This is a genomic window from Paenibacillus litoralis (assembly GCF_046244365.1).
GTDB lineage: Bacteria > Bacillota > Bacilli > Paenibacillales > NBRC-103111 > Paenibacillus_V.
The window spans coordinates 7,217,142-7,243,978 of record NZ_CP176395.1 but is presented as its reverse complement, the minus strand read 5'-3'; the positions used below and the strand labels follow the sequence as shown (position 1 = coordinate 7,243,978).

At 52.1% G+C, this 26,837-nt stretch carries 22 protein-coding genes and 1 pseudogene; 21 read left to right on the top strand and 2 right to left on the bottom strand.

Features of this window, described 5'->3' with window-relative positions; all coding sequences use genetic code 11:
• Positions 1 to 61 precede the first annotated feature (61 nt).
• Positions 62 to 1,078: a hypothetical protein gene (locus tag ACKGJP_RS30570; RefSeq protein WP_409342532.1), complete on the bottom strand. Its 1,017-nt coding sequence runs from the start codon at positions 1,076 to 1,078 to the stop codon at positions 62 to 64.
• Positions 1,079 to 1,204: 126 nt separating this feature from the next.
• On the opposite strand from ACKGJP_RS30570, the gene ACKGJP_RS30565 reads away from it, so the two are divergent.
• The 20 genes and pseudogenes from ACKGJP_RS30565 (at position 1,205) to ACKGJP_RS30470 (ending at position 25,084) form a co-directional block, all read left to right on the top strand.
• Positions 1,205 to 2,089 carry an AraC family transcriptional regulator gene (locus ACKGJP_RS30565; RefSeq protein WP_409342531.1) on the top strand — a complete coding sequence of 295 codons (885 nt, stop codon included), beginning with the start codon at positions 1,205 to 1,207 and terminating at the stop codon, positions 2,087 to 2,089.
• A gap of 52 nt (positions 2,090 to 2,141) precedes the next feature.
• Positions 2,142 to 3,884 (top strand): sensor histidine kinase, encoded by a 1,743-nt coding sequence (locus ACKGJP_RS30560; RefSeq protein WP_409342530.1) that lies wholly within the window; start codon positions 2,142 to 2,144, stop codon positions 3,882 to 3,884.
• Positions 3,871 to 5,481: a response regulator gene (locus ACKGJP_RS30555; protein ID WP_409342529.1), complete on the top strand. Its 1,611-nt coding sequence runs from the start codon at positions 3,871 to 3,873 to the stop codon at positions 5,479 to 5,481. The genes ACKGJP_RS30560 and ACKGJP_RS30555 overlap by 14 nt, the downstream gene beginning before the upstream one ends.
• Positions 5,482 to 5,622: 141 nt before the next feature.
• Complete coding sequence (locus ACKGJP_RS30550) at positions 5,623 to 7,317, top strand: extracellular solute-binding protein (RefSeq protein WP_409342528.1); 1,695 nt, start codon at positions 5,623 to 5,625, stop codon at positions 7,315 to 7,317.
• 76 nt (positions 7,318 to 7,393) lie between these two features.
• Positions 7,394 to 8,308 carry an ABC transporter permease gene (locus tag ACKGJP_RS30545; protein ID WP_409342527.1) on the top strand — a complete coding sequence of 305 codons (915 nt, stop codon included), beginning with the start codon at positions 7,394 to 7,396 and terminating at the stop codon, positions 8,306 to 8,308.
• A 17-nt stretch (positions 8,309 to 8,325) separates the two neighbouring features.
• The gene (locus ACKGJP_RS30540; RefSeq protein ID WP_409342526.1) at positions 8,326 to 9,222 is read left to right on the top strand and encodes a carbohydrate ABC transporter permease; all 897 of its coding nucleotides are present in this window, start codon (positions 8,326 to 8,328) and stop codon (positions 9,220 to 9,222) included.
• 43 nt (positions 9,223 to 9,265) lie between these two features.
• A complete protein-coding gene (locus ACKGJP_RS30535; protein WP_409342525.1) occupies positions 9,266 to 11,230 on the top strand; it encodes a glycosyl hydrolase family 28 protein in 1,965 nt (654 codons plus the stop codon).
• 237 nt (positions 11,231 to 11,467) lie between these two features.
• The gene (locus ACKGJP_RS30530; RefSeq protein WP_409342524.1) at positions 11,468 to 12,433 is read left to right on the top strand and encodes an ABC transporter permease; all 966 of its coding nucleotides are present in this window, start codon (positions 11,468 to 11,470) and stop codon (positions 12,431 to 12,433) included.
• Positions 12,434 to 12,482: 49 nt separating this feature from the next.
• On the top strand, positions 12,483 to 13,349 hold the full coding sequence (locus ACKGJP_RS30525) for a carbohydrate ABC transporter permease (RefSeq protein WP_409342523.1): 867 nt from the start codon (positions 12,483 to 12,485) through the stop codon (positions 13,347 to 13,349).
• An 80-nt stretch (positions 13,350 to 13,429) separates the two neighbouring features.
• Positions 13,430 to 15,025, top strand: a complete 1,596-nt coding sequence (locus ACKGJP_RS30520) for an extracellular solute-binding protein (RefSeq protein ID WP_409342522.1) — start codon at positions 13,430 to 13,432, stop codon at positions 15,023 to 15,025.
• A 74-nt stretch (positions 15,026 to 15,099) separates the two neighbouring features.
• Positions 15,100 to 17,433 (top strand): helix-turn-helix domain-containing protein, encoded by a 2,334-nt coding sequence (locus tag ACKGJP_RS30515; protein ID WP_409342521.1) that lies wholly within the window; start codon positions 15,100 to 15,102, stop codon positions 17,431 to 17,433.
• A gap of 13 nt (positions 17,434 to 17,446) precedes the next feature.
• Complete coding sequence (locus ACKGJP_RS30510; protein WP_409342520.1) at positions 17,447 to 18,541, top strand: TolB family protein; 1,095 nt, start codon at positions 17,447 to 17,449, stop codon at positions 18,539 to 18,541.
• A gap of 333 nt (positions 18,542 to 18,874) precedes the next feature.
• The gene (locus ACKGJP_RS30505) at positions 18,875 to 20,197 is read left to right on the top strand and encodes an FAD-dependent oxidoreductase (RefSeq protein ID WP_409342519.1); all 1,323 of its coding nucleotides are present in this window, start codon (positions 18,875 to 18,877) and stop codon (positions 20,195 to 20,197) included.
• Positions 20,198 to 20,258: 61 nt separating this feature from the next.
• Positions 20,259 to 20,729 carry a hypothetical protein gene (locus ACKGJP_RS30500; RefSeq protein ID WP_409342518.1) on the top strand — a complete coding sequence of 157 codons (471 nt, stop codon included), beginning with the start codon at positions 20,259 to 20,261 and terminating at the stop codon, positions 20,727 to 20,729.
• 737 nt (positions 20,730 to 21,466) lie between these two features.
• Positions 21,467 to 22,201 carry a class I SAM-dependent methyltransferase gene (locus ACKGJP_RS30495; RefSeq protein WP_409342517.1) on the top strand — a complete coding sequence of 245 codons (735 nt, stop codon included), beginning with the start codon at positions 21,467 to 21,469 and terminating at the stop codon, positions 22,199 to 22,201.
• A 45-nt stretch (positions 22,202 to 22,246) separates the two neighbouring features.
• On the top strand, positions 22,247 to 22,660 hold the full coding sequence (locus ACKGJP_RS30490; protein ID WP_409342516.1) for an SRPBCC family protein: 414 nt from the start codon (positions 22,247 to 22,249) through the stop codon (positions 22,658 to 22,660).
• A 440-nt stretch (positions 22,661 to 23,100) separates the two neighbouring features.
• Positions 23,101 to 23,496 (top strand): VOC family protein, encoded by a 396-nt coding sequence (locus ACKGJP_RS30485; protein ID WP_409342515.1) that lies wholly within the window; start codon positions 23,101 to 23,103, stop codon positions 23,494 to 23,496.
• A 123-nt stretch (positions 23,497 to 23,619) separates the two neighbouring features.
• Complete coding sequence (locus tag ACKGJP_RS30480; protein WP_409342514.1) at positions 23,620 to 24,081, top strand: hypothetical protein; 462 nt, start codon at positions 23,620 to 23,622, stop codon at positions 24,079 to 24,081.
• 48 nt (positions 24,082 to 24,129) lie between these two features.
• Positions 24,130 to 24,312 carry a hypothetical protein gene (locus ACKGJP_RS30475; RefSeq protein WP_409342513.1) on the top strand — a complete coding sequence of 61 codons (183 nt, stop codon included), beginning with the start codon at positions 24,130 to 24,132 and terminating at the stop codon, positions 24,310 to 24,312.
• Between the two features lie 394 nt (positions 24,313 to 24,706).
• A pseudogene (locus ACKGJP_RS30470) lies at positions 24,707 to 25,084 on the top strand (GNAT family N-acetyltransferase).
• Between the two features lie 188 nt (positions 25,085 to 25,272).
• On the opposite strand, the gene ACKGJP_RS30465 reads toward ACKGJP_RS30470, so the two are convergent.
• Positions 25,273 to 25,812, bottom strand: a complete 540-nt coding sequence (locus ACKGJP_RS30465) for a hypothetical protein (RefSeq protein WP_409342512.1) — start codon at positions 25,810 to 25,812, stop codon at positions 25,273 to 25,275.
• Positions 25,813 to 26,017: 205 nt separating this feature from the next.
• Between ACKGJP_RS30465 and ACKGJP_RS30460 the strand changes: the two genes are divergently transcribed.
• Positions 26,018 to 26,827 carry an inositol monophosphatase family protein gene (locus tag ACKGJP_RS30460; RefSeq protein WP_409342511.1) on the top strand — a complete coding sequence of 270 codons (810 nt, stop codon included), beginning with the start codon at positions 26,018 to 26,020 and terminating at the stop codon, positions 26,825 to 26,827.
• The last annotated feature ends 10 nt before the right edge of the window (positions 26,828 to 26,837 follow it).

The window sequence follows — 26,837 nt, the reverse complement described above, 5'->3', positions numbered from 1 at the left end:
GGGCTGTCCCAAAGTCGATTTTGGCTTTTTAGCCAACACTTTTAGCCGGCCCCTTGTTAACCTATTCCAGCGGTTTGGATGTGGCGACGGTGATCGCCCGGAATTGATTCCTTTCCTTTCCGGCAACGTCTCCATCCCGATAGGGCCGAACGGCACAATAAAAATGATACAGAATGCCGTTATAATAGATCACGCTTGCTTTGTGGGCGTGCGTTTCGTCGAGGGAATCTTTCTCTCCGGATGCGAGAATAGGCGTATCGTGTTTCTCCCAATGCAGTAAGTCGAAAGAGCATGCCAGCCCTTCTTGCGCATGTACGCCATCATAGCCGAAGAAAAAATTCAACCAAAGCTCACCGTCCTTGAATAGGCAAGGATCGGACACGAATGTGCCGTCCCACCGGCCTGCCGTTACCTCAAGAACGGGATTATGCTCATGCCGTTCCCAATGGAGTAAATTATCCGAAACCGCTACTCCGGTTTGTTCGATCCAACCGCGAGAGGTCAAATCCTTAGCGTTGTAGAACATATAAAACTTCTCTTCGAATTCGATGAGACAAGCTTTGTACAAGCCCCCTTTCTCCCAATCCGTTCCTTCTTTCCAGCTGAAAACGGGATGTTCCAGCGTATGCCACTCCAGTAAATCCTCATCTTCGCACCAGGCCAGCCCCATCTCGGCGGCTCCTTCCTCGTAGCCGGAAGAAGGATAAGCGTGATAAACCATCCAATAGCGATTATCGATTTTTTTGAGCGTAGGCAAATCGTACAAATCGTTAGATTCTTTGAGAATCCACGTTCCTGCGGCACCGATGCGATCCCAAGAGTCTCCTTCTTTACGTCCTAGGATAACTCCCTGGGGACTCCAGTCCGTGAGATTCTCGCTAGTTGCAAGCGCCGTTTGATAGCCTATTCCGTCAAATCCGACATACGTCATATAAAATCGATTCCGATGATAAAAGACGAAAGGGACGTCAACGGCAATGCTGTCGAACGCGCCTTCCATGCCGGATCCCGCGAGAACCGGACGCCCAAGTTTGTAGGGGGTAGCGTACTTTTCTACCAAAGATTTTTTTATTTCCATCTCTCCTTATTTTGCATTTTCCGGTCGTCCATACAGTTGCAGTAACAAGATAACATATGTATATTTTATATAAAATGACAATATCAGATTATTAGTTGACATTTTCCGTCATTAGAGGGAGGGGCCATGCACACGGAAGGGCGACCGTATCTCATGATCAAAAGCTTCTCGCATCCCATGTTTATCAGTGCGGGCAAAGCCGTGCTTTCGCCTGGAGAGAAACACGTTAAGCGCGTCTTTACGACGTTTGTCGCCATGTTCATAATGGAAGGGAAAGTTTATTTTACGGAAAACGGACAGGAATACGAATTGGAGAAAGGGGAATGGTTCATTCAAACCCCGGGCCTGCTGCATTTCGGACATCAAGCTTCTTCCGAAAAGGCTGTGTTCTATTGGGTTCATTTCCTTCCGTCCGGCGATTGGGATATCCGGTTCGATGCGGCAAAGGCATCCGGAGAGTACAGGTTACTAAATTCCGGCGACGGCGTACGTATACCCGAATATGAATGTTCGGTAGCTATGCGGTTTCCATATTTCCCTATGGAACGATGGAGGCTGGATTTAGAGGAATTAACGTCTCTTAAATGGAATCAAAACTTTCTCGCGGCACAAAGCAGATGGTTGAAATTATTGTCCGAAATACAGAGTATGGATACGACGGACCAGGTTCCTGCCGGGCATTTGTTAGCCGAGCGTATTTATGTTCACATCCAGAGCCATTTTCGGGATTCGGTTACGGTGGAACGCATGTCTGAGCTCTTTCACTTCTCTCCGGATTATCTTTCAAAATGTTTTCGCATAAAATATGGCATTTCGCCTATCGGCTACATCATGCAATTGAGAATGGAACATGTCAAAAAACAAATCATTACCACGAATCTTTCGATCAGGGAAATAGCGGCGGAAGTAGGCTATCATGACTTGTCCGTGTTTAGCCGAGCCTTTAAAAATTATCAAGGCGTGTCGCCGGTTACTTATAAAAGAAACGTGATCGGAAGCAATACGAATTGAATGGGGAGGTGGGTTTATCCGTACGGGGCTAGGCAAGCTGAAGAGCTCACTGTTGTTCCGCATTGCCATCATTCTGGCTTTACTGCTGATACCGATTGTCTTGATCGGGAATAACTTCTACGCCGGGGGACGGGAGTCGCTGCGCCGCGAAATATCCAATTCGATGGAGTCGCGGGTTGAAGCGAATATACGCGCCATGGAGAAGGAAGTCGAACGGATTCAATTGCTGCAGTTTGAGCTGATAAACGATGAGTTTTTGAACAAACTGGCGGTTATTCCGGACTATATGAACAAATTCGATAAAAGTCAGGCTATCCTGCTGCTGCAGGACAGGCTGTTTGCTCTGAAGAACAGCAGCGTCTACATTTCGGATGTGTCCGTTCATATCCCTTCCATCGACCGCACGATATCCGCCATGCAGGGGACGGGCGCAATGGCGCACGAGCAATTCGACGCTACCCGCGAGCTGGCCCAGAAGAGTCCGGGTAAAGCCATCTATGTACACGGCGGCATTCCGTACATCGTGCTGGTTCATGAGGTGCGAGGTCTGTACGAAGGGAAAAATGCGCTGTACTCCATGATCGTGGAGCTATCCCCGAATGAGCTGAGCAAGTCGTTGTCCGGCCTGGGAAGCAGCGAGAACAGCGGCTCCGTTCTAATCGACTCGAGCGGCGATTTTATCGTTCGCACTCATCATTACGAGAATCCGTATTTGGACCGGTACATCGATCGATATAAAACCGGTGAGCCGAGCGGATACGAAAATATAAGCAGCGTGGGGAAAGGCGACGATCACGTGCTTGTATCCTCTCGATTCTCGCCATTGCTCGGTTTCTCGCTCATTCATTATATTCCCGAGAAAAGCCTGTTCAACAATCTGTACCGTTATCAGCAGCTGTTCTGGGTATTAATAGCGGTGTTTCTCGTCTTTATTATTGTCCTTTGCTTTTCCCTATACCGAATGATCCACCGGCCGCTATTGGCGCTCTTGCAGGCGTTCCGAAAGATGGAGAAGGGCGATCTGGACGTGGCGGTCGCCGTGAACAGCCGCAGCGAGTTCGGGTATTTGCTTCAAGGATTTAACAAGATGTCCCGCCATTTGCGGGAACTGATCGAACAGGTGTATACGCACAAAATATTAGTGCAGCGCGCCGAGCTGAAGCAGCTTCAGTCGCAAATTAATCCTCATTTTCTATATAACAGCTATTTCTCCCTGTATAACATGATTGCGGTGGAGGATCATGACAGCGCCAAGCAATTCGCCTCGCAAATGGGCAGCTATTTGCGGTATATTACCCGTAATTCCTCGGATGAGGTTCCGCTTTACGAGGAGGCCAAGCATGCCATGATCTATGTGGAAATTCAGGAACGGCGTTTCCGTCTGCGGATGAAGGCGCAGTTCGGCGAAGTGCCTGAGTCCTACCGGGCGGTTTTGGTACCGCGGCTTATTCTCCAGCCGTTAATCGAAAATGCTTTTGAGCATGCGTTCGATCATATGGAGGAAGGCGGTCTTCTATCCATTGCATTCGAGGAGGCGGACGATTGTTTGCTGATTTTGGTGGAGGATAACGGCCCTCACTTGGATCACGAACGGCTGGAGAAGCTGCAGCGATTGCTGGAGACGGATGACAGCACGATCGAAACGACCGGTCTTCTGAACATTCATCGAAGATTGCGTCTGAAATATGGGGAAAGCAGCGGAATCGGCGTAAGGCGCAGCCGCCTCGGAGGATTGGAAGTCCGGATGGCGATATGGAAGGGGGACAAGGAGCATGCTTCGAATGTTAATCGTTGATGACGAGCCCGATATCGCGGACGGTCTCTATACCCTTCTGGAAGAACGGTTTCCGTTCGAACTGGAATTGTACAAGGCCTATTCCGGCAAGATGGCGCTCGAATGGATAAGGAGAGGGAAGTTCGACATCGTGCTGACCGATATTCGAATGCCCGTTCTAAGCGGACTGGAGCTGCATAAGCATATTCGCCGTCTATGGCCGAGGTGCAAGGTCGTCTTTCTGACAGGGCATAGCGAATTCGATTACGTATACGAGGCTATTCAGTATGACAATACAAGCTATCTGCTGAAGACCGAAGGTCATGAAACGATACTGGAGACGATCGGCAAGCTGACGGAAGATATTGCGGGAGAGCGGCAGATCGAGGGACTTATGGCCAAAGCGATGCAGCAAATGGAACAATCGCTGCCGCTGCTGCAGAACGAGCTGTTAAGCGAGCTGCTCCATGGCGAAGCCGCCGTTACACCGGACATAGCCGGACAATTCGAGGAGCTGCGCATGCCGCTCGATCCGCGGCGTCCCGTACTCCTTATGATGGCCAAGCTTATGGCATCGGACCGCGGAACATGGAAAGCCGGCAAGACGCAGCTTCATGCGGGAATGAAAGCGATCGAGGATCAGTACGGTTATGCCCATCTGCTTATGAGGTATATGTTTGTCGGCAAAGACACGATCGCCTGGTTCGTACAACCGCCGGCAAGCAGCCCGGACGAGCAGCCGGAAGAGCCCGCCAGGTGGAGCGATATTCAGCTTGCCGTCCGGGATTACGCGGAGAATGCGGAAGGCGCTTTTCTGCGCTCCTTCGATATTTCGCTGTTCTGTCTGTTGGACCGCTCGCCTTGCGAGTGGGAGGATATCGCCGACCGCTGGGCGATGCTGGAGCATGAATACAATCGTCAAGCCGGCGACCGTAACGGAGTCGTTCAAGTCGAATTCGACGAGACGGAGCTTTACCGGGCGAAAATGCTGCGCAAATCGGATCTGATCGGCGACTATTTGGCCACCGGCCAGGAAGAAGCCTTCGAAGCCGAGTGGAAGCATTTCACAGCCGAGCCTATGCGGCATGAATCGGTTTATTCTGCGCTTTCGCTCGTTTTCCTGCGTCATATGCACCGGTTTAATTTGCAGGAGCGCTTATCGGCTCATACGGATTTGTCGCTTTTGCTGCAGCCTTCCGGCTTTCAGCTTCATTCGGCGGCACTGCTCGACTATTATTACCGGCTGGCCAAAACGATCTTTGAGCTGCAGCAGCAGGATCAGACGGAACGCCGAGACCGGACAATCGATCTCGTGAAGGGGTATATTCACGATCACCTGGGCGATGACCTGTCTCTCATGCGTTTATCCGAGGTTGCAGAGTGGAATCCTTCGTATTTGTCCCGGGCGTTCAAGAAGGCGACGGGCACGAACGTTCTCGCCTACATCCATGAGACGAAGCTGAAGGAAGCCATGCGGATGCTGCTTCAGCCGGATATGAAAATTCATGAAATCAGCGCCGCGCTTGGCTTTATTTCACCGCCGCATTTTACGCGGTTTTTCAAGAAAGCTTGCGGTCATACGCCGCAGGATTACCGGACGCGCGAGGAGCGGCAGTGAACGAGGAGCAAGCGTTTGACGTTATCGAGGTAAAAAATAGATAAGCGAATGTAAAGAAACGGCCTGTTACGCAAGCTTATGTAACGGGCTTATACTTGATTCAAGCTAGTGATAGCGGTTACAACATAAGGGGGATTGAACATGCAATTCGCAAGGCTAAAGCGTTACCTGCTATTCGCCGCAGCCGCACAGCTTCTCATCATAACGGCATGCGGCAGCAATACGGATAGCGGAGGTAACGGGAACACGGGTGACCAAGGCACAGGGAATACCGTAAATAAGCAAACTGCCGCCGAGCCGCTGGGCAAATACGAGTCCAAGATCGAGGTGACTACCGCCAGATGGCTGCCGCCGTCCCTCAAATTCGAGAAGGGCGACAGTATCGACAACAACATCTGGTACCGCTCCTATGAAGAGGAGCTTGGCATTAAGTTGGTCAATAAGTGGAGCGTTCCGCAGACCCAGTGGCAGCAAAAAATGAATGTCACCATTGCGTCGGGCGATATTCCGGATATTTTGACGGTGAACGCCAATGAGCTGAAGCGGCTGGTCGATGCCGGTATGGTCGAGGATATGACCGCCGTATTCGAAAAATATGCTTCGGATAAAACCAAGAAGGTCATTGCCAACGATGGCGGCAACGGAATGAAAGCTTCCACCTTCGGGGGCAAGCTGCTTGCGCTCCCTGGGGTTACGTTTACCGGTACCGGCGCCCAAATGCTCTGGATTCGTCAAGATTGGCTGAAGAAGCTGAATCTGGCGGAGCCCAAGACGATGGACGACGTATACAAAATCGCTGATGCGTTTGCCAGCCAAGATCCCGACGGCAATAAACAGAAGGACACGATAGGCCTCGGCGGAATCAATAAGGATTTGAACTCCATGATGGGCTTCTTCGAAAGCTTCCACGCTTATCCCGGCCGCTGGGTCAAGGACGGTTCGGGATTGGTGTACGGGGATATTCAACCGGGCCTCAAACCCGCGCTGCAAAAGCTGCAGGAGATGTTCAAGGCCGGTTTGATCGATCCGGAATTTGCGGTCAAGGATCAGGCCAAAGCGTATGAGCTGATCGCTTCCAACAAAACAGGCATGTTCTACTCCGGCGAAGGTGCGGTATGGTGGCCGCTGACCGATCATTATAAGAAGGAAAAGTCGGATTGGAAGCCGTATCCGCTGATCTCCTTTGACAATCAGCCGGCCAGCACGTCAGGCGGTATTCCGGTCGGGAACTATTATGTCGTTCGCAAAGGCTTCAAACATCCGGAGGCGCTCGTGAAGCTGCTGAATTTTGCGGTAGAGAAGCAGTATGGTCCGGAAGGACGTCTGGACGCTTACTGGTACGGCGGCACTAATAAGGAAATTAATGTAGCGTCATATGCAGCTGTCATCATAAGCGATCCGCTGGAGCTGATTAATATTCACCGGGGCGTTCAGGCATCCGTAGATGCCGGGAAGTATGTGAGTAATCCGATTGCCGATGTCAAGCATCATTATGACCTTTACCAGCTCTGGCTGTCGGGCAAATTCGCGGACAGCAACGAGGAAGGGCAAGCCTGGTCATCCTATAAGTGGGCGGGGCCCAAAGGCGGCATGAACGTAGTAAGCGACTATGTGAAGGATAACAAGTACCTGGTCGATGAATATTCGGGTCCGAGCACGCCGACGATGACAGCCAAGAAAAGCACGCTGGACAAAATGAAGCAGGAGGTGTTCACGAAGATCATCATGGGTCAAGCGGACATTGGCGAGTTCGATAAGTTCGTCGCTGACTGGAAGAAGCTGGGTGGAGACGATATTACAACCGAGGTAAATGACTGGTACAAAGCCAAAAAATAGACGGAAGAACCTGGAGGAAGCGGGGCTTGTCCTTGCTTCCTTCTTGCTGACATGACTACACAAAGGAATGATAGCGATGCAAGCGGCTGCCGCCAAAAGAAGACCATGGAAGAAGCATCTCCCTCTGCATCTGATGCTGCTGCCCGGAGTCCTGTTGTTAATATTTTTTCATTACATCCCGATGGCCGGAATCGTCATTGCCTTTCAACAGTTCATTCCCTCAAAGGGCTTCTTCGATTCCAAGTGGGTAGGATGGGATAATTTCGAATTTATGCTTCAGATGCCCGGGATCGGCCAGGTGCTGTGGAACACGATCTATATCGCTTTTCTGAAAATAATAGCCGGTCAAATGGCGCCGATCGTCATGGCTTTACTGCTGAATGAAGTGCGGAAATCATCGATTAAGCGAACCGTGCAGACGCTGGTTTATTTGCCGCATTTTCTCTCGTGGGTCATTTTGGGTGGGATTTTGATCGATATTCTCTCGCCTTCGCACGGACTGCTGAATGAGGCGATGGGCTGGTTCGGCATGAAGCCGTTATTTTTCCTCGGCAACGACAAGCTGTTTCCCTACGTGCTGGTCGTCACGGACGCTTGGAAAGAATTCGGGTTCGGCACGATCGTTTATCTGGCTGCGCTCACGAGCATCAATCCTACCTTGTACGAAGCGGCCGTCATGGATGGTGCGGGCAGATGGAAGCAGACGATCCATGTGACCTTGCCGGGCATGCTGCCGATCATCGTGCTGATGGCGACGCTGAGCCTCGGCGGCGTGCTCCATGCGGGCTTCGACCAAGTGTTCAATCTGTATAACCCGCTCGTATACCGGACGGGGGATATTCTTGACACGTTCGTCTACCGGCTTGGCCTTATCGATGCCCAGTATGCAGTTGCTACAGCTGTCGGCCTGTTCAAATCGGTCGTCTCTTTGATTTTTGTCGGGGCCTCTTACTGGCTGGCTTACCGATTAGCCGGATACCGCATTTTCTAAAGAAAGGAGAGGCATTCATGGACATCAACGACTCGCTTGGACGTAAAATTTTTCTCCTCTGCAACCATGTATTTCTGATTGTTTTGGCTGTGGTTTGTTTGCTTCCGCTCATTAACATCCTTGCGTTGTCCTTCAGCTCCAGCTCGGCGGCAACGGCGGGTGCGGTGAAGCTGTGGCCGGTTGATTTTACACTGAGCTCCTATAAATACGCGCTGTCCAAACCGGAATTTCTGCAGTCGCTGCTGGTTTCCATAAAACGGGTTGTCCTGGGGACGGTCATCAGCTTAGCGGTCGTCATTATCTCCGCATATCCGCTGTCGAAGGAGCGGGCGGATTTCCCCATGCGAACCTTTTATGTGTGGTTTTTCTTTGTGACGATCCTGTTTAGCGGGGGACTCATTCCTACTTATATGGTCATTCGCAACTACCATATGCTCGATACGATCTGGGCGCTTGTTCTTCCGGGAGCGGTGGCGGTGTTTAATATCGTGCTGCTGCTCAATTTCTTTCGCGGTACGCCGAAGGAAATCCAGGAGGCCGCATTTGTTGACGGCTGTACCCACTGGCAGCTGCTGTGGAAAATCATGGTTCCGATATCGATGCCTGCGCTGGCGACCATTTTGCTTTTTACATGTGTCGGTCAATGGAATTCCTGGTTCGACGGCCTGATCTATATGAACTCGCCGGCCAATTATCCGCTGCAAACCTATTTGCAGACGCTTGTCGTAAGTACGGAGCTGTTCACCGCAGGAGGAAACTTGACGGCAGAGGATATGAAGGCGCTGGCGGAAGTATCGGACCGTACGACCAAAGCTTCGCAAATCTTTATGGCCGCGATGCCCGTACTGATCCTTTACCCTTTTCTGCAAAAATATTTTATGAAAGGCATCGTGCTGGGCAGCGTGAAAGGATAGGGCTGCGGATCTACTCTATAGGATACGGGGAGGATGGGATACGATGAAGGTGTTGATGATGGTGTTCTTGATGGCAGCTCTGTTGGTCAATGGAGAGGCGCTTGCCGCAAAGCCGCAAAAACAGAAGGTCCCGGCGGAAGTCGTTACTTGGGAAACGCCCGACTGGAAAGAGAAAAACGACAGCTTCTCGGTATGGGTGCGCGGGGATGGGAAGAAAGCCTGGAAGGAGCTTTACGTATATAATGTCAAGAACGGCGAGCAGAAGGAGCAGGACGTTCCTACGGACGCGGCCATGGTGAACCTTGACTTTACCGGTACGGTAGAATTTAAGGTGACGTATCATCCGGCGGAAATAAAGGAATTTGAAATTCGGCCGAGCTCCTATCCAATCAATGCCAGAAAAAAAGGTAAGCACATCCTATACTTTACGCTCACCCAGGATGACAAGGCGCCTTTAAAGCCTACGATCATGGTAAACGGCAGCTGGAGCGAAGGGAATTTGCACATCCTTTCCAACACGCCTGAAAAAGACGCCCCCTCACCGGATGCAGAGAACGTGTATGTCGTACATCCGGGCGATCCTGTCCCGCTTTATTTGCCGGCCGGCAAAAATACGTATTACTTTACGCCTGGAGAACATGAGCTGCCTAAGGGCATGTGGGTTGAACTTGATCTCGGGGACGTCTTTCAACTGGAAAAGTTCGATTTCGTGCAGCCGCTTACCGACTCCCAGTGGTTTGCCAAAGGACCGCAGCGTTTCCTCATCGAGGCCAAGGAGAAAGCGGAGGATCCGTATGTGCAAATATACGACGGACGCGAGAACCGGATGGAAGGAACCGTTACCGATATTTTGAAAAACGTGAAGGCCAGATATGTAAAGCTCACCCTGCTCGGCAATACCGGTTCCAGCCATTATGTCATGGCCTCTATAGCAAGCGAGTTCAGGCTCTATAAGAACGGCGATTCGACGAACATCGCAAAGGGCAAAGCGGTAAGAGGAGCTTTCCCGGGCTATGAAAAAGTCGTCGATGGCAACGAGTCCACTTTTTATATGTCGTCTACGGGTTATGGCAATTGGCATGCGGGTGAAGCGTTTTACGTCAGTCAAAGCGACACGACCGTTTATTTGGCGCCGGGGTCGGTCGTTAAGGGGGCAATTTCCGCAGATGACCGGAACAATATCACGATCCGGGGGCGCGGCATCCTGTATGGCGGAGATCTTTTGCGGCCCAGAACGTACGCCGAGGGGCGAAGCGGAGCGATCTGGATTACGAAAAGCGCCAATTCCAAGCTGGAAGGCATTACGCTGATCGATTACCCCATGTGGTCGGTTGTGATGAACTTTACGGACCAAACGACGATCCAGAACATCAATTTTTTCGGCTCCATGGTAAATGCTGACGGCATCCACCTATCGGGCAGCAAAAACGCTCGTGTTTCAGGCGTATTTATAAGAACGACCGACGATAATTTGGTCATGTACCATTACGGGGAGACATCGAATATTACGGTTAAGGATTCGATATTCTGGGCCGACAACGCACGCCCCATATTGCTGGGCTTGGGCACCACGCCGAACGCTTCAATCGATCAAGTAAGCTTTGAAAATATCCATATCTTGAATCAGCGCGGCGTATGGGATCTGAATAAATATAACGGCGCCATTCAACTCTGGGCTACAGGCGGAAATAAGATAAGCAATGTTCGCTTTAAAAATATCCGAATCGACGAGTTCGAAGTTCCCGAGGACTCCATGCTGTTTCAGATCAAGACGGATGAATTCGTACCTGGCGTACCGCTTGGTTCCGTGAGCGGCATCACCTTTGAAGATGTCTTCTATCGCGGCAAGCTTCCGCGCAAATCGTTGATTCACGGCGTTGACGACCTGCATAACGTGCGGGATATCCGGTTTACCAATGTTAAACTTAACGGTACGGAATTGTCCAAGAACAACATGGAGGCGTATATAGAAGCCAAAGGTCAGTATGGGGATTTAACATTTGAGTAGAGTCCAGTCGATTTACGGTACGGATAGCGGAAGAAAGCATTTTTATTAAGACCCGGGCGCACAGCGCTCGGGTTTTTGTCATGAAAAGCGTATCGGAGCAAAACGTGCATACCCGTTCGGGCAAAAGAAGCGAGGGGCCGCAAAAAGTGGAGCTTTCCGGGGGAGATGGCGGTTGTTATGGTGGGACCAAGCCGAACCGCAACAGGCTGACCCATCAGAAAGGAAGGTGAACGAAGCATGCTTGCACAACGAACTGTGGATGCCGGAAGCCCCGAACGTGCCCTCGCGAAAGCTTCGCGAAGATCGTTATGGAAGGATCTGAAGCGCAGACCGTTTCTTTATATGCTGCTCGTCCCCGTAATCGCTTACTTTATCGTCTTCAAGTACTTCCCTTTATACGGAGAAATCATCGCCTTTAAGGAGTTTCGGCTGGCCGACGGCATTTGGGGAAGCAAATGGGTGGGGCTGGAGCATTTCAGTCGGCTGCTGCACAGCAGCGATCTGTGGAAGATCATCCGCAACACGCTGCTGCTGAATGTGTACTCTCTCTGCATCGGGTTTCCCGTGCCGATCGCGCTCGCCATCGTGATAAATGAAGTGCGGGTGGAATGGTACAAGCGAGTCGTACAGAACTTGCTGTATTTGCCGCACTTTTTGTCCTGGATTATTCTAGGCACGATCGTCATCGGACTTCTGTCCCCCGGCTCCGGGTTTATCAATTATGTCTTGAAGGCGTTCGGACTCGACCCGGTTTATTTTATGGGAAGCACCTTTTGGTGGCCGCTCGTTTACGTGTTCTCGGGCATATGGCGGGATGCGGGGTTCGGTACCATTCTCTATTTGGCGGCCATGTCGAGCATCGACCCGCATCTTTATGAGGCGGCCCGTATGGATGGGGGAGGCAAGATGCGGCAAATTTGGCATGTGACGCTTCCGGGTATCCGAAGCACGATTGCGCTTATGCTCGTTCTGCAAATGGGCCGCATGCTCGACGTCGGCTTCGAGCACGTATGGGTGCTGACGAACCCGATGGTAACCAGCGTCTCGGACGTCATGAGCACCTACATCTACAGACTCGGCCTCGTCAACCTTCAATACAGCTACACGACCGCTATCGGATTGATTCAATCTCTCGTGGGCCTAGTACTGGTGCTATCGGTAAATCGCGTCATACGGGCGATGGGAGAGCGCGCGTTATGGTAGCGAAGAACATGGCCGGGGGCGTTTCGATCATAGTTAGGAGTGATGTTGGATGGCTGTAAGGAAAGGACGCTTGACCCGGGGAATCCTATACCTCTTCTTGGCAGTGTGCACCTTCTCGACTTTGTTTCCGTTTCTGAACGTGTTGGCGGTTTCTCTCAGCTCCGGTGAAGCGATTCGGTCCGGCTATGTATCGGTATGGCCCCGGGATTTCACCTGGGATGCCTACCGCAATTTGATCGATGACGGGCAGCTATTCGTTGCGATGAAAAATACGGCTCTGATTACGATCGTCGGCACCTCGCTGAATATGCTGGTTACCATTATGGCCGCTTACCCTTTGTCCAAGGCGGATTTGCGCGGCCGGGGGCCGGTGCTCGGCATGATTATTTTCACCATGCTTTTCAGCGGGGGGCTTATTCCCCAGTTTCTGCTTATTAAAAGCTTGGGGCTGATGAACACGTACTGGTCGCTGTGGCTGCCTGGGCTCATCAGTACGTACAACTTGTTCGTTCTGAAGACGTTCTACGAGGGTCTCCCGAACGAACTGGAGGAGTCGGCGTCTATCGACGGGGCGAAGGATTGGACGGTGCTTGTGCGGATCGTCCTGCCGCTTGCGCTTCCCGTAATCGCCGCGTTAACGCTTTTTTACGCGGTCGGCTGGTGGAACGCTTATTACAACGTGCTCATCTTTATCAAAAGCTCGGACAAGATGTCGCTTATGGTCAAGCTCTACCAGATGATCGACAACCTCGATCCCGCGCTGCTGCTTGGAGATACGGACGCAAGCAATGCTTTGCCGCCGGAGGGCGTGCGCGCAGGCGCGGCCATGCTGGCCTCGCTGCCGATCCTGCTCATCTACCCGTTCCTGCAAAAGTATTTTGTGAAAGGCGTCCTCATGGGTTCCGTGAAAGGGTAGCCTTCTAGCATTCTAGCATTCGGCTCATAACGGCGCTTAAGCGCCTTATGATATAATCAATCTTTGTGGGAGGTCATGGTATGAAGAGATCTAAACGATGGGTGTTAGGCTCGGCGGCTTTGGCATTGACGCTGGGAGTGGCTTTAGCCGGCTGCGGCAAAACGGAGGAAGGCGCGAGCGGCAGTCCGGCGCCGTCCGCTGCAGGCAAGACGGAAGACAAATACGATAAGCTTCCGAAGGCCGTCAGCGTGTCCATGTACGACCGGGGCGCCGTCGCCGCAGACGAAGGCTCCTATGAGCAGAACCGATGGACCAAGTGGATTCAGGAACAATCGGGCATCCAGGTGAAATACGTTCCGGTTCCCCGCAACCAGGCTCAGGAAAAGCTGAATACGCTGATTGCCTCCGGCGAAGCGCCGGACCTGATCTGGGAATTCGACCGCAATTATATCGGAACGCTCGTCACGCAGGGCGTCATTCAACCAATTGACGATTATATAGAGAAATACAGCACGGTACTGAAGAAATATATTAGCGAAAATCCGGATTTGAAGCCGCTTATGACGTTCGACGGCAAACTATACGGGATCACGACGAAACGGCCAACGAACGGCTTAGCCAACGCCGGTATGTGGATCCGGCAGGATTGGCTGGACAAGGCAGGGATGAAGGCGCCGACGACGGAGGAGGAATTTTTCGCGGTCGTGAAGGCGTTCAAGGACAAAGGGCTTTCCGGGAATGCAAGCGCGCCTGTCGTTTCGATGTACGTTTGGCCCAACGTCATCAGCGGCCTATATGCGACGCACAGCACCCAATGGTACCTCGAAGGGGGCAAAATTGCCAACGCCAGATTTGTGGACCGCAATGTAGGGGCGATTTCATTTGAAAGAAAGCTGTATGAGAACGGGTATATCGACAAGGAATATTTGACCGATAAGAACAGCCAGAAGATGATGAGCGACTGGGCGCAAGGCAAAACGGGCATTCTGATCGGCACGGTCGGCAACGGCATAGACGGCTTCATGAAGGATTTGATGAAGAACGTTCCGGAAGCGAATCCGGTGCCGCTGGCCGCCTTCTCGACCAAGTACGGCAAGTTCGGATATTACCAGGAAACCCCGGCAAATATTTACGTGGCGTTCAACAAGGATATGAAAAATCCGAAGGCGGCGATGGCATACCTTGACTGGCTGATGGATAAAGGCTGGTTTGCGCTGAAGAACGGCGTGGAGAACACGCATTACAAATTGGTGAACGGCGTTCCTCAAGTGATCGACGCGGACAAATTCAAGAAGGAAGTGGCGTACGCCAGCGAATATGCGATCGTCAAGGATGACGCCAAGACGTTCAAGCCGGAGGACTTGATGGTCAAAGCCGCTCAGGATCCGCTTTCTCAGCGCTGGGCCAAAATGAACGTCGAAGCGATCAATTCGGCGCTCAGCGTGCCGTTCCGCCGGGATATCCCATACGTGCCGAATATGCCGGAAATCAATAACGTGTTTGCAAGCGTAGGGCCGAAGCTGGACGAGATTCGCACGAGAGCGATCGTCAAAGGCGACATTACGCCGGAGCAGGCGCTCGACATGATGCGCAAGGAGTACAAGAACGCCGGCGGAGACAAGGCGGATCAGCTGGCGCAGGAATGGTACGAGAAAAATAAAGCGAGTTTCAAATAATTCGATAGCGGAAATAACCGGACCCGCGTGGTCCCGTTATTTCCTCCTTCTTCGATAAACCGGGGGGCAGAGGCATGATAGCAAAGCGGAGCCATTCGAAGCTTGCGATCACGATCATTTTGCTTTTTCTGAGCCTTTGCATCGTTTCGACGGCAGGCCTGTCTTATTTCATCACGACCGATCACCTGCAGGCAGAAGTCCGGCGAACGAACATGTCGCTGCTCCGCGAGGTAAACGGCAAGCTGCTGCTGGTCCTGAAGGCTGTCGATTCCGAGGCGATTCAATTTTTGCGCAGCCGGGATATGTGGGTGTTCATGGAGGACGACTCCGCCGATCAGCAGGACAGTATCGCGATCAACAACCGAATCGGCGATATTTTGCTCAGCAACGACATCATTTTTTCGATCGATCTGTATTCGTACGCTAAGAAGCGCTGGTCGCAGACCAACCCGTTTCAGCAGCGGGAATCGGGCATCGACTACCGCTTGATCAACGCCTTCGAGCATTACAAGAATTTTTATCAGCTAATCGGCACAAGAAAGCTGTCCCTGGACGATTCGGGAACGATTTGGCATAACGTGATGACGCTTATTCGCTCGTACCCGCTTACGCACGCGGAGGGGTACCGAAAGGGCGCGGTTGCCGTCAATATCGACGAGCTGTCCATCTTCAACCTGATTAAAAATGCGATCGATCCTTCTCTCGGCTACATGTTTATTGTCGATGCGAATGGAACGATTATCAGTCATGAGGATAAATCGTTGATCGGATCGCAGGCCGGCGAGACCGTCTGGACCAAAGACATGAGGGAGCGGGACGAAGGGCAGTTCAGCGCCAAAATGAACGGGATCGGCAGAACGGTGTTTTACATGAAGAGCCCTTATACGGGCTGGAAAATCGTTAGCGTGGTATCCGACGCGGAGCTAAGCAAACCGCTCGTTAGGGTACGGAACACGCTTCTCGTGATTTCCGTCGTTCTTCTGCTGCTTGCCGGGGCCATGTCGGCCGTAGTAAACAGCTGGATGTTCAGGCCGGTCAACCGGGTGCTCTCCAATGTGACCAAGCAGCTGCAAGCGTACCGCGCCTATGAACGAAAATCCGAGCATGCGGCGGACGACGAGTTCGGCGGCATCGAAACGTCTTTGTCGCATATTTTGGCTGACAGCGACCGGATGTTCCGGCAAATGCTCGAAACGCAGCCGATTATCAAATGGCGGCTGGCGATGGACGCTTTGATCGGCGCGCGTAAAAATCCGGGGGAGCTGCTGCCGAGCCTTGAAGCGATCGGATTCCCGCTATATGCCGGGCATATGATGGCGATGGCTGCGGAATTCGACCGGAAGTCGGAGATCGCCACGAAGCAGGATCTTCATTTGTATTGCTATGCGCTATGCAATGTAGCGGAAGAGATGATCAACACCGAATGCTTGGGTGTCGCCATTGAAGCAAGGGACGGTCTCGTCGTCTTCATCGTCAGCTTTGCCGAAGCGGACGCCGAAGCGAACGTTCTGCGGGCATTGGCGGTTGCCGAGCTGATCAAGAGCTATGTGGAGGAGCAGTTCAAACGGACGGTTTCGATCGGACTGGGCCGCTTGACGCAAGGGATCGATACGCTGCAGCAATCTTATCACGACGCCTTGTCGGCGCTGTCGTACAAGATGATTCTCGGCGGCAACACGATCATCTCCAGCGAGGATATTCGGGAGCCGGCGGGCGGCGAATTTATGAGGCTGCTGGGAATGACCGATACGATCGTCGACTCCCTCCGGCTGACGGACCGCGAGAAGATGGCGAAGCAGACGGAACGCTGGTTCGGCGAGATGGCCGGCAGCGGCGCCGCACCCGATATGATCCGGCAGCTCGTCGTTCAGTTTATGATGAAGGCGGCCAAAGCGGTCGGCGAGATCGATCCTGCGCTGCTTGAGGAGGCGCCTTCGCACAGGCTGTTCGACTTGCTCAGCCAGTATGAGAACATTCGTCAGTTGTCGGATTACGTGAACGAGCAGTTGGGCAGGTACGCGGACCAGCTTGAGGAGAAACGGGGCAGCCGGGAGCGGAACGACGTTGTCGAACGGATCACCGCGTTTATCGATGCCCATTATATGCACAGCGATTTGTCGCTCAATTATTTGGCAAGCGAGTTCAAGCTGAGCGTGTCGCATGTGAGCCGGCTATTTAAGGAGCAAACGGAACGGAATTTCATCGATTATTTGATGGATATACGCATGAGGAAGGCGAAGGAGCTGCTCGCAGGCAGCGATATGCTAATCCGGGACGTATCCGGAGCGGTCGGCTATACGAACGTTAACAGCTTCGTGCGAATTTTCAAGAAAAGCACCGGCTTTACGCCGGGCGAATACCGGGAACGGGAGCAAGCCGCGCGAAAGGAAAGCGGCGATACCGAATAGGGAGGCGATAACGATGCTGACGAAAGCATCGTTTACGGACGGCATCACGGGACTGCCGATCCTCGCGATCGGGAGCGAAGGGTGCGATACGGCTCATCAATATTTTTCCGCGATGACGTGGCTGTCGGACAGCCGGCATTTGATCGTGCACACGAATATCGACCGGGATAATTGGAAGGGAAGCGTCGTGCGCTTCGATACGGAAACGGGCGAGTCGCAGGTGCTCGAAGAGGGTCTCGAGTGGGGACGCGGCGTCGTTTCGTGCGACGACATCCTGTATGTATTCGATAAGAACGAGCTGTATGCCATCGAGGCTTGGAGCGGGGCACGGCGCACGGTTTGCAGGCTGAAGGAGCATTGCTCCTTCGACGGGCCTCTATCGATTACGAACGACGGCAAGACGCTCGGCGTCTATTGGAGCGAGCGGCACGAGGCATCCGAGGCTTCTGTGCCAAGTGAGATAGACTGGGTAATCGGTACGGTCGATACGGCAAGCGGGGTCATACGAGAGGCGATACGTCCGATGTTTGCCCAGCCGTACCCGGTGGCGAACCATGCCATGGTCAATCCGGTCGACCCGGAACTGGTGTTTTATAGCCACGAGGGCAAGACGGAGCACATACCGGACCGGTTATGGGTAATCGATATGCGAACCGGGGAAACGCACAACGTCTTTCCGCAGAAGAAGGACGAAAGCGGACGGCATGTGGAATACGTGGGGCACGAAATATGGGCGTTCGACGGAAGCGGGCTATATTTCGTGAAATATCCGCACAGTCCGGATAAACCGACAGGCGTCTATTTCACGGATAAGCGGGGCGAGCGGCACGAATTCGTCAACGGCGATTACAGGTATTGGCATGTCGGCATCAGTCCCGACGGCCGATATGCGGCTGCGGATACGCAGGAGCCCGGCATCTCCAAAATCGTGCTGATCGACACGGTTACGAAACGATCCGAGCTGTTATGCGAACTGCCATGCCGCGGCATGCATCCCGGACACCCGCATCCTTCGTTTAGCCCGGACAGCCGCAAGATCACCTTCACCTTTTCCGATAAGCATGATGGGCTTTGGGTCGGCATTATGGACATAAGCGACCGCAAGTAGCAGGAAGCAGAGGAGCGTCGTGTCGTGCGATTGCGGTATTGTAAAGCCATTTACCCGATGATTACGGATCATGCGGGAATGGAGCCGAACAAGCGGCAACGTAAGCCGGTGCCGGCACTATATTGTAAACGCTTTCTTTTTTTAGTGACGCTAGACCTACAAGAGGAGCTGCTTCGCTATACGCATGAAGACATAGCGCAGCGGCTCTATGGATAATATCAGAATTTATTTGTTTCACATTATACAAGACTGATATTTCTCGGTAAACGCGCCGCCAAAAAGACGGCGAAGCCGTGTATCCTTGGTAAAGAAGATGAAGCCGGGAGGGCAAGCATGGGGCAAATAGGCAATGAGTACGACGTCGTAGTGGTTGGGGCCGGAGTAGGGGGCGTCTGTGCGGCTTTGGCTGCCGCGCGTATGCGTGCGAAGGTGGTTCTCATCGAACAAATGAAGGAGATCGGGGGAACGGGCGTTCATTCCGCGGTTTCCCTCGTATGCAAGTTCAGGGATTACAGCGGCCGTGTCATTAATAACGGCATACACCGGGAGCTATTTCCTTCCGCGTACCGCCATACCGGCATTTACGGGGAGGAGGAGACGGTTCCGACTTACGACGAGTGGGAGTTGAAAGCGGCTTACGAAGCTCTGCTGGCAGCAGAGCCGACGCTAACGGTCTTGACCGGCACGTCGGTGAAGCGTGTGCATGTTCAAGGGGGCGGCATCGTCAGTCTGACTCTTGACGGCAACCGGCAAGGAGAACTGAAGGGCAAGGTGTTTCTCGATGCTTCAGCCGACGGAAATCTAAGCGCGCTGGCGGGTGCGGAATGCCAAATGGGACGCGAGGAGGACGGTAAAATGCAGTCCGCAACCGTTACCTTCAAGCTGAGCGGATTTGCTCCGGAGCTGCTGCAAAATCCGTCGTTCACCACATGGGGTGGCATCCGATCCCTTCGTCAGGAGCTGACGGACTATTATCGGCGAATGAAGGAGGAGGGACGCACGAGCAATCCAAGGCCAAGCGTATTGTGCTTTCCTTATCCGGACGGGAAGTCGCTGTTGTTTAATTCGACTGCGGTGACGGATGTGGACCCGACTTCCGAGGAGTCGGTCGAAGCGGGCATGAAAGAAGGCGTCAAACAAGCCGAGGAGCTGGTGGAGGCCATTCGGCGGCATCCGGCATTTCGGGAAGCGCATGTCGATTTCATCGCTTCGAAGCTGGGGGTCCGCGAAGGGCGGCGCATTGTGGGAGACTATGTGCTGACTGCGGAAGATTGCCTCTCGGCCAAAACCTTCGACGACATGGTCGCCGCTTGCGCTTACGAGCTGGATATTCATGATCCGCTTGGCGGGAGCGCCAAACTCGTGCCGATCGGAGGAGCCGGTTATTATCATATCCCGTACCGCTCCTTGATTGCGAAGGGCTTCTGCAATCTGTTGTTAAGCTCAAGGTGCATAAGCGGCACGCATGAAGCGCACAGCTCTTACCGCGTAATGTCGGGAATCAGCGCGATCGGGGAGGCGGCGGGAACCGCCGCGGCCATCATGGTGCGGACCGGCGCCGAAAATACGCGCGACGTGCGTGCGGCCCATATCCGGTATGTGCTTCAAGCCGGCGGACAGTTTGTCGAAGGGGAAACGGAACGTTTTCAAATGTAGCTTGGCAACCTCTATAGGGAGTGAGTTAACTTGTTAACGAAAAAGTGGATGATTAAGCTTCATGCTGGTCCTGCTTTTGATGATCTCGCCTTGGAATGGATTAGTTGCAGGGAACACGATAGCTTTAGCGGCAGAAACGTTACAAAAAGCGCCCATCGGCTGCTTTGAAAGCGATGAAGAGGTTTGGCGTTTCGGCCTCGGCACCGAGTTTCCGGGAGCCAAGGGCGAGTATGCGCAGGATTCGTCCGCTGCCAAATCGGGAGTCTTTTCCGGCAGGCTGAGCGGCGATTTCAACGCAGGCGGCCAGTACGTATCGATTCGCAGAACGTTCTTGCCTTTGGATATGCAGAAGCTGGAGTTTTGGGTCAAAACGGCGGATGCCGCTTCCATCGGTCTTCGGGTGAAGGATTCGACCGGGCAGGTGCACCAGCAGGTTATCGCTTTGTCACCGACGACGGATTGGAAGAAAGTGGAGGTATTTAAATCTAACGGCGGCACGAGCTATCTTTTTTGGCGCCTGCAAGATGAATGAGCGCGCTTAACTCCGGCGTCCAACCAAAGCTTGTTCTCGCAAGATGGGTCGATATGCCGAACGGAGAGTTTTCCGCTGCGGCGGTCGGGTCCGTGTCCGATAGTCGGGCCAAGGCAGCCTCCGCGCTTTTGATCGTTTGGCCGTCTTTTTCCGCGGAAGCGGCTAGATCATACGCCGAACGCACAATACGCGATAACGGCTATCGCTAACAGACCGGCAGGCACGTACGAGTATCAAGGCGAACTGATCAACGATGCCGGCACGGCGATCAGCGGGAAGATCGTCGTGAAAGTGAACCCCTAAATATGCTACCCGGCACCTGCTCTCTTACTATAGGGAGCAGGTGTTTTTTTAAAATGTCAGAAAGTATATCCTCCGCTGATTGTTCCATTTCTCGGTAAACGTCTGGCTTCAAAGAAGCCGAATGGCGTTTATCCTTGCTTGCTTTGGTTTATGGAGTCCCTTTCCTGAACGAATTTGGAGAATGCCTTTAAGTATTCAGTCGGGAAGGATGGCGGAAGAATCTTTTATTAAAGGAATACTCCCCCGATAAAGCGCATGGAAGAAGTGGTAATCTTACTAGGAGGAAACTTGATTACGGCGGGTTGACCGGATTAAACGTCCATGGAATTCCATTCTTGGACAATTGAATTTTAGATACGGCTGGTATTGCTGGTAAAATAAAAGATGATGATGATAACTGAGTACAGGATAACCACTAGAGGGGGCTTCGAGCTATGAAACAAAACAAATATGACGATCCCGGATTTTTCGCGAATTATAGTCAGATGCCTCGTTCGGTCGGCGGGCTGGATGCTGCCGGGGAATGGCCGGTCCTCCGTTCGCTCATTCCCGAGCTGCGCGATAAAAGGGTGCTTGATCTTGGCTGCGGCTTTGGCTGGCATTGCCGATATGCGCGGGAACAGCAAGCCCGGTCGGTTGTAGGGATAGATCTCTCCGAAAATATGATTGCGCGTGCCAGAGCGTATACCGACGATCCGGCGATCGAATACCGCAAGCTTGCAATAGAAGATATCGATTTTACCGCAGAAGCGTTCGACGTGGTCATAAGCTCGCTTGCCCTGCATTATATCGAGCGGTTCGATGCGGTTTGCCGAAAGGTTCACCACTGTCTGGCGCCAGGGGGCACATTCGTACTCTCGGTCGAGCATCCGATCTTCACCGCGCTTTCTGCGCAAGACTGGTATTACGGTCCGCAAGGCGAGCGATTGCATTGGCCCGTCGACAATTACCAGAATGAAGGTCCGCGGCAGGCAAGATTTCTGGACAATGATGTTGTCAAATATCATCGTACCGTCGCGACCCATATGAATGCGCTATTGGAATCAGGTTTTCAGATTACGAACGTATCCGAGCCTCAACCGTCCGAAGAAGCATTGGCCAAATATCCGGACATGCGGGACGAAACCCGTCGTCCTATCTTTCTCCTGATCGCGGCGGTCAAGGGTTGAAGACATTGCAGCAAGAGCATAAGATGGTAAAAAGAGGTAGGGAAAATGGCAACTATTCGTAAGGAAATCTTGATCATGGCCGCTCCTGAGCAAGCTTGGGCGGCGGTACGCGATGTCGGTGCAGTGCATCGGCGCCTTGTGCCAGGCTATACCGCCGACACACAGCTAGATGGCGACAACCGAATCCTCATTCTCGCGAACGGGGGAGTCGTGCGCGAACGTATCGTTGCCGTGGATGACGAGTCTCGCAGGTTGGCGTACTCGGTGGTCGAGGCACGTATGCCGCTTGTGCACCATCATGCTTCGCTGCAGATCATTGCCGAGAGCGATAACCGTAGTCGGCTCGTCTGGATTACCGATTTTTTGCCTCATGAGTTCGCTGCAGAAATCCGGATGCGCGTCGAGCGGGGAGCCGAAATCATGAAGCAAACGATTGAGGCCGAAGCGCAGAGCGGATAGCCGATCAGGCAAATACGGTCGTTAAGCTAAACCGAGGAACGGGACTTGAACATCAGACTAAGGCTCGTGAAAACGATAGGGTCACAATAAAGAGGAGCTTGCCTGTCGGCAGCTCTTTTTCATTTTCTCAATCGGATCAAGCCAATTAGGAGCAATCGATAAGAAATCGGATGGCGTCGTGGACTCGCCCGAGAATTCGCCCGAGAAGTGGGCCGACAAAGAGTGGTTGGGGTGACGTACAAGCCGGTACGATCAGGCGGCTAAGCCCCGGAATATCGTTACCATTTCCATAGGAAGCCGGTCGCTGATCCTTTCACAAGCCGCGAGAAGGATATCTTCTCCATACATCGAATATTGCTAGTTAATACCAATACTGGGGGCAACGACGGCCGAGCGGTTCCCCCTTTGGGGAAAACTCAAATTAAAGGAGCTGGGGAGCGTTGGAGGAACAGGTAAAAAGGAAAACCGTTCTGACCGGAATAGATGGTGTATACATCCCGGTTTCCAACAGAAAGCAATCCGAGGCATGGTATATGGAGCATTTCGGGTTAGAGCAGGGCGGAGATTATTTGCTTGCGGGTAAGCAAGAGGTTTTTTTGCGCGAGCGGCTAGACGGGCAAGTTCTAGCTTTTCATACAAACCAGTGGTTGGAAAACGGGGAGCATTATGAAATGCCGGTTGTATGTTTTCGAACTTCAGATATTGCCGGCCTATACGAGCATGCCCGCTCGAATGGCATTCGTGTCGGGGATCTGCTTGTGCACAGCTGGTTCCGGGAATTCGATTTCTATGACCCTGATGGCAATAAGCTGAAAGTATGGCAGCCGAACGAATAGCGCAATAGCAACATGCAACGGGCAGGCTGTCCTCTTCGGCAGCCTGTTCAACAACGGGGGCTTAACGCAACTATTTTGTCGTTCTCCACGTTATTAGGCTAAGTCTAATAAAAGGAGATTGGAATGATGAGAACCGTCATTTTCGTTTGGTTGAGTGTCATTATTCTCATTCTATCAGGCTGCAATGGGGAAAAAGACTGTGCAGCTAAAAGCAGCAAGTGTGTCGAGGATTGGAACGATAAAGACGTTCGGAAAATCGTTATTTACAAAAAGGACAGCAGCGGAAACAAAGGAGTTACGGGTATCGTTCAGGACCGGAAGCAGATAGAAACGTTTATTAAAGCCATACAGACTGCAGATCCCATGCCGGGCGCGCTTAAAGCCAGTCCGCCGGACTACGAGGCTGAATTTGTTTTGAAGGATGACAGGAAGGCTCCGCCTTCCATACAACTTTGGCTTTCGCCGGAAGGCGGGGGGATGATTATGTACTCGAATAATACGAGTCAGGGATATACATTGACCAAAGAGCACAAAGAAGAACTAAAGGTTATTATAGAGTCGGTCAAGATCCGCCCGTCGAACTAAACAATAATGGAACGCTGCGGCGGAACAAGCTGAGGAGGTTCTGCGGAAATGGCGGTCGGCCATTACGACGACACGGAAAAGACGGCTCAAGAAATCGTAAGTCATATATCGGATATGGGGTACCGGGTTAAGGGAAAGACACGGGAGATTTATTTAAATCAGTCGAACTGGAACCCGGTTGAGAAATGGCAGACTATCGTAAGAGTTCCGATTGAGCGGCGGGACGAGTAGTTTTTGTTACAGCCCGAGCGGTCTATGAGAGGGAAAGGCGGTGGAGGATCTGAGCAGAACGAGCCTATCGTATAGCATCGGTCTACTTGCTTCAATGGGTTCCATAGTACTTTGGGTTATATTAACCTTTTACAATCCATACACTCGCGAACCGGTTGGAAATGACGTTTTACTGCATACCTTATTTACGCTGGCGGCGCCTGCTTGCTTAGCATTATTCGCAGCGATCTTGAAAAAATCCTCCCTCATGATTATCGCCTTTCTTTGGTCGCTTCCAATAAGCTTGTATATGGCTATGACACCGAGTATTTTTAAATTGTTTGTGCTTTCTTCATTTCTTTACCTTATATCCGGTGTGTTGATGATTAGGAAGAAAAATTAGGAGATGGGAAAGATGAACATAACGATCAGAGAAGAACAGGCAGATGATTATCAAATTACCGAAAACGTCGTAAAGCGTGCATTTGCCGATATGGAATTCAGCGATAAAAAAAACATGAACTGGTGTCTCGCATCAGAAAATCCGAAGGATTAAGGAAGGCTGCTGATTCTCGAAGCATTACAAAAAGCAAAAGAACTTGGATACCATTCGGTTGTTGTACTCGGTCATCCGGAATATTATCCGAAATTCGGCTTCAAACCAGCATCTTTATGGGGAATAAAAGCGCCTTTCGAAGTGCGAGATGAGGCATTTATGGCGTTAGAGCTGCAAGAGAATATATTTGAGCATGTTTCAGGAGTTGTTGAATATCCAAGCGTTTTCTTTGAATAAGTTCCTAAAGTTTGGGACGTTGTGGAGGAGTTTGCTCGCCGGCAGCTCCTCTTCTTGTTTTGAAGGAAGAGGAGGCTGACGCCCCGCATCCCAGGAATACCCAATAAGGCGGCTTGTTGTTGCGGGAACTTCCATGCAGGAGCTGCAACACAAAAACGCGCGTGATTTGCGCGTTTTAGTGAAACGCTCTATTTTTTCTGTGCGGTGGAGAATTGGATCGGCGTTTGCCCGATCGTTTGTTTCAGAACGTCCCGGAAGACGAAAGCCGCAACCTCGTTCAAGTTGCGGAAGAGGTCCGCCAAATTATCGGCGAAAAATTGGACAACCTTCGCTTTGAACACGGGGAACACGCCGGTAAAGGGGAGTCGTCGAACGGCGGCGAAGACAAACAGCCTGTTCGTCCGGAAGGCGATCTGATAGAGTGCAGCAATTTCGGCCGGCGTAAGCGACCTCTTAATCGGACATACCAGCTTTCCGCTCTGGTTTCTAACTTGAACGCGGATGATTATACCGCCTATTTGTTTGCGAAGCACCAGCAATGTGGCGAGCGCACGGGCTTTTTGCGTTCCTTTCACATGCACCGTAATCAGAAAGCTGCCATCGGCGAGTTGTCGCAAAGGATCAACTTGAACATGCAGGTCGTTGCCAACGGAAAACAGTACCTTGCTGAAATAAATGTTTTGAGGCGGCGACAGTTGAACTCTAGCTTTGCGTTTAGGTACGGCCATTCTTATGGTCCCCTTTCTATAATCTACCAATCAGTAGGATCTGCTATTATCATATTTTCGCAGGGATTGTATACGGAACAGCGCACACCTAGCATCGACGGCGAAATTTTTGAAAGATGGTCAACAAAAGGTAAAATACCCCATGCTTGTCGGTAAACATGATAGTATGATGGAAAGGCATAGAGAATAAGGGTGGTATAACCAAATGAAAGATAAAGCGCTGGAATGGGCGACCTTCGCGGATAAAGTTGTTCGCACTGCCGGGAAAAAAATGATCGAATTACGGAAGAATTCCCGCGTAGAGGTAACGTACAAGAACGCCGGAGAATTGGTGACATCGGCGGATTTAGCCTCCGATCGGATCATTTGCGAAGCGATTTCCAGTCTTTACCCCGAACATGGAATTCTTTCGGAAGAAACCGCCGATGGAGACTGGACTACTACTAATTTTGAAGGTCCGCTGTGGATTATCGATCCTCTGGACGGTACCGTTAACTATTCGCGCCATCTCCCTCATTTTGCCGTATCTGCGGCTATTGCTGTTGACGGTGTAGTGTGGGCGGGGGCTGTGCATGCGCCGGATTTGGGGGTTACCTATGTAGGTGTTCGAGGAGGAGGCGCTCGCTGCAATGGCGAACAGCTTCATGTTCGTCGCTCTGACGCTTTGTCGGAAGCGGTGATCGGTACAGGTTTTCCCCACGATAAATTAAAAGTGCGTCCCGCGCTTGCAAGAGTGAATCTCTTGGCTACCCATTGCAGAGACATCCGCCGATTGGCGGCCCCGGCCATTGACATCTGTTATGTAGCATCGGGCCGTCTGGACGCCCATACAGAGAGTCTGGCTCCCTGGGACGTTGCGGCAGCGGGTCTTATCGCTCGTGAAGCGGGAGTCATCACTGGCCACGTTGGAGAAATCCCTGCGGATATTCCGCTTGAATTATGGGGAGAAGAAGTCGTTTACGCCAATCCTGGCATATATGAAGAGCTTCTCTCGTTGCTGCGTTCGGGAAATTAGGCATAGCGGA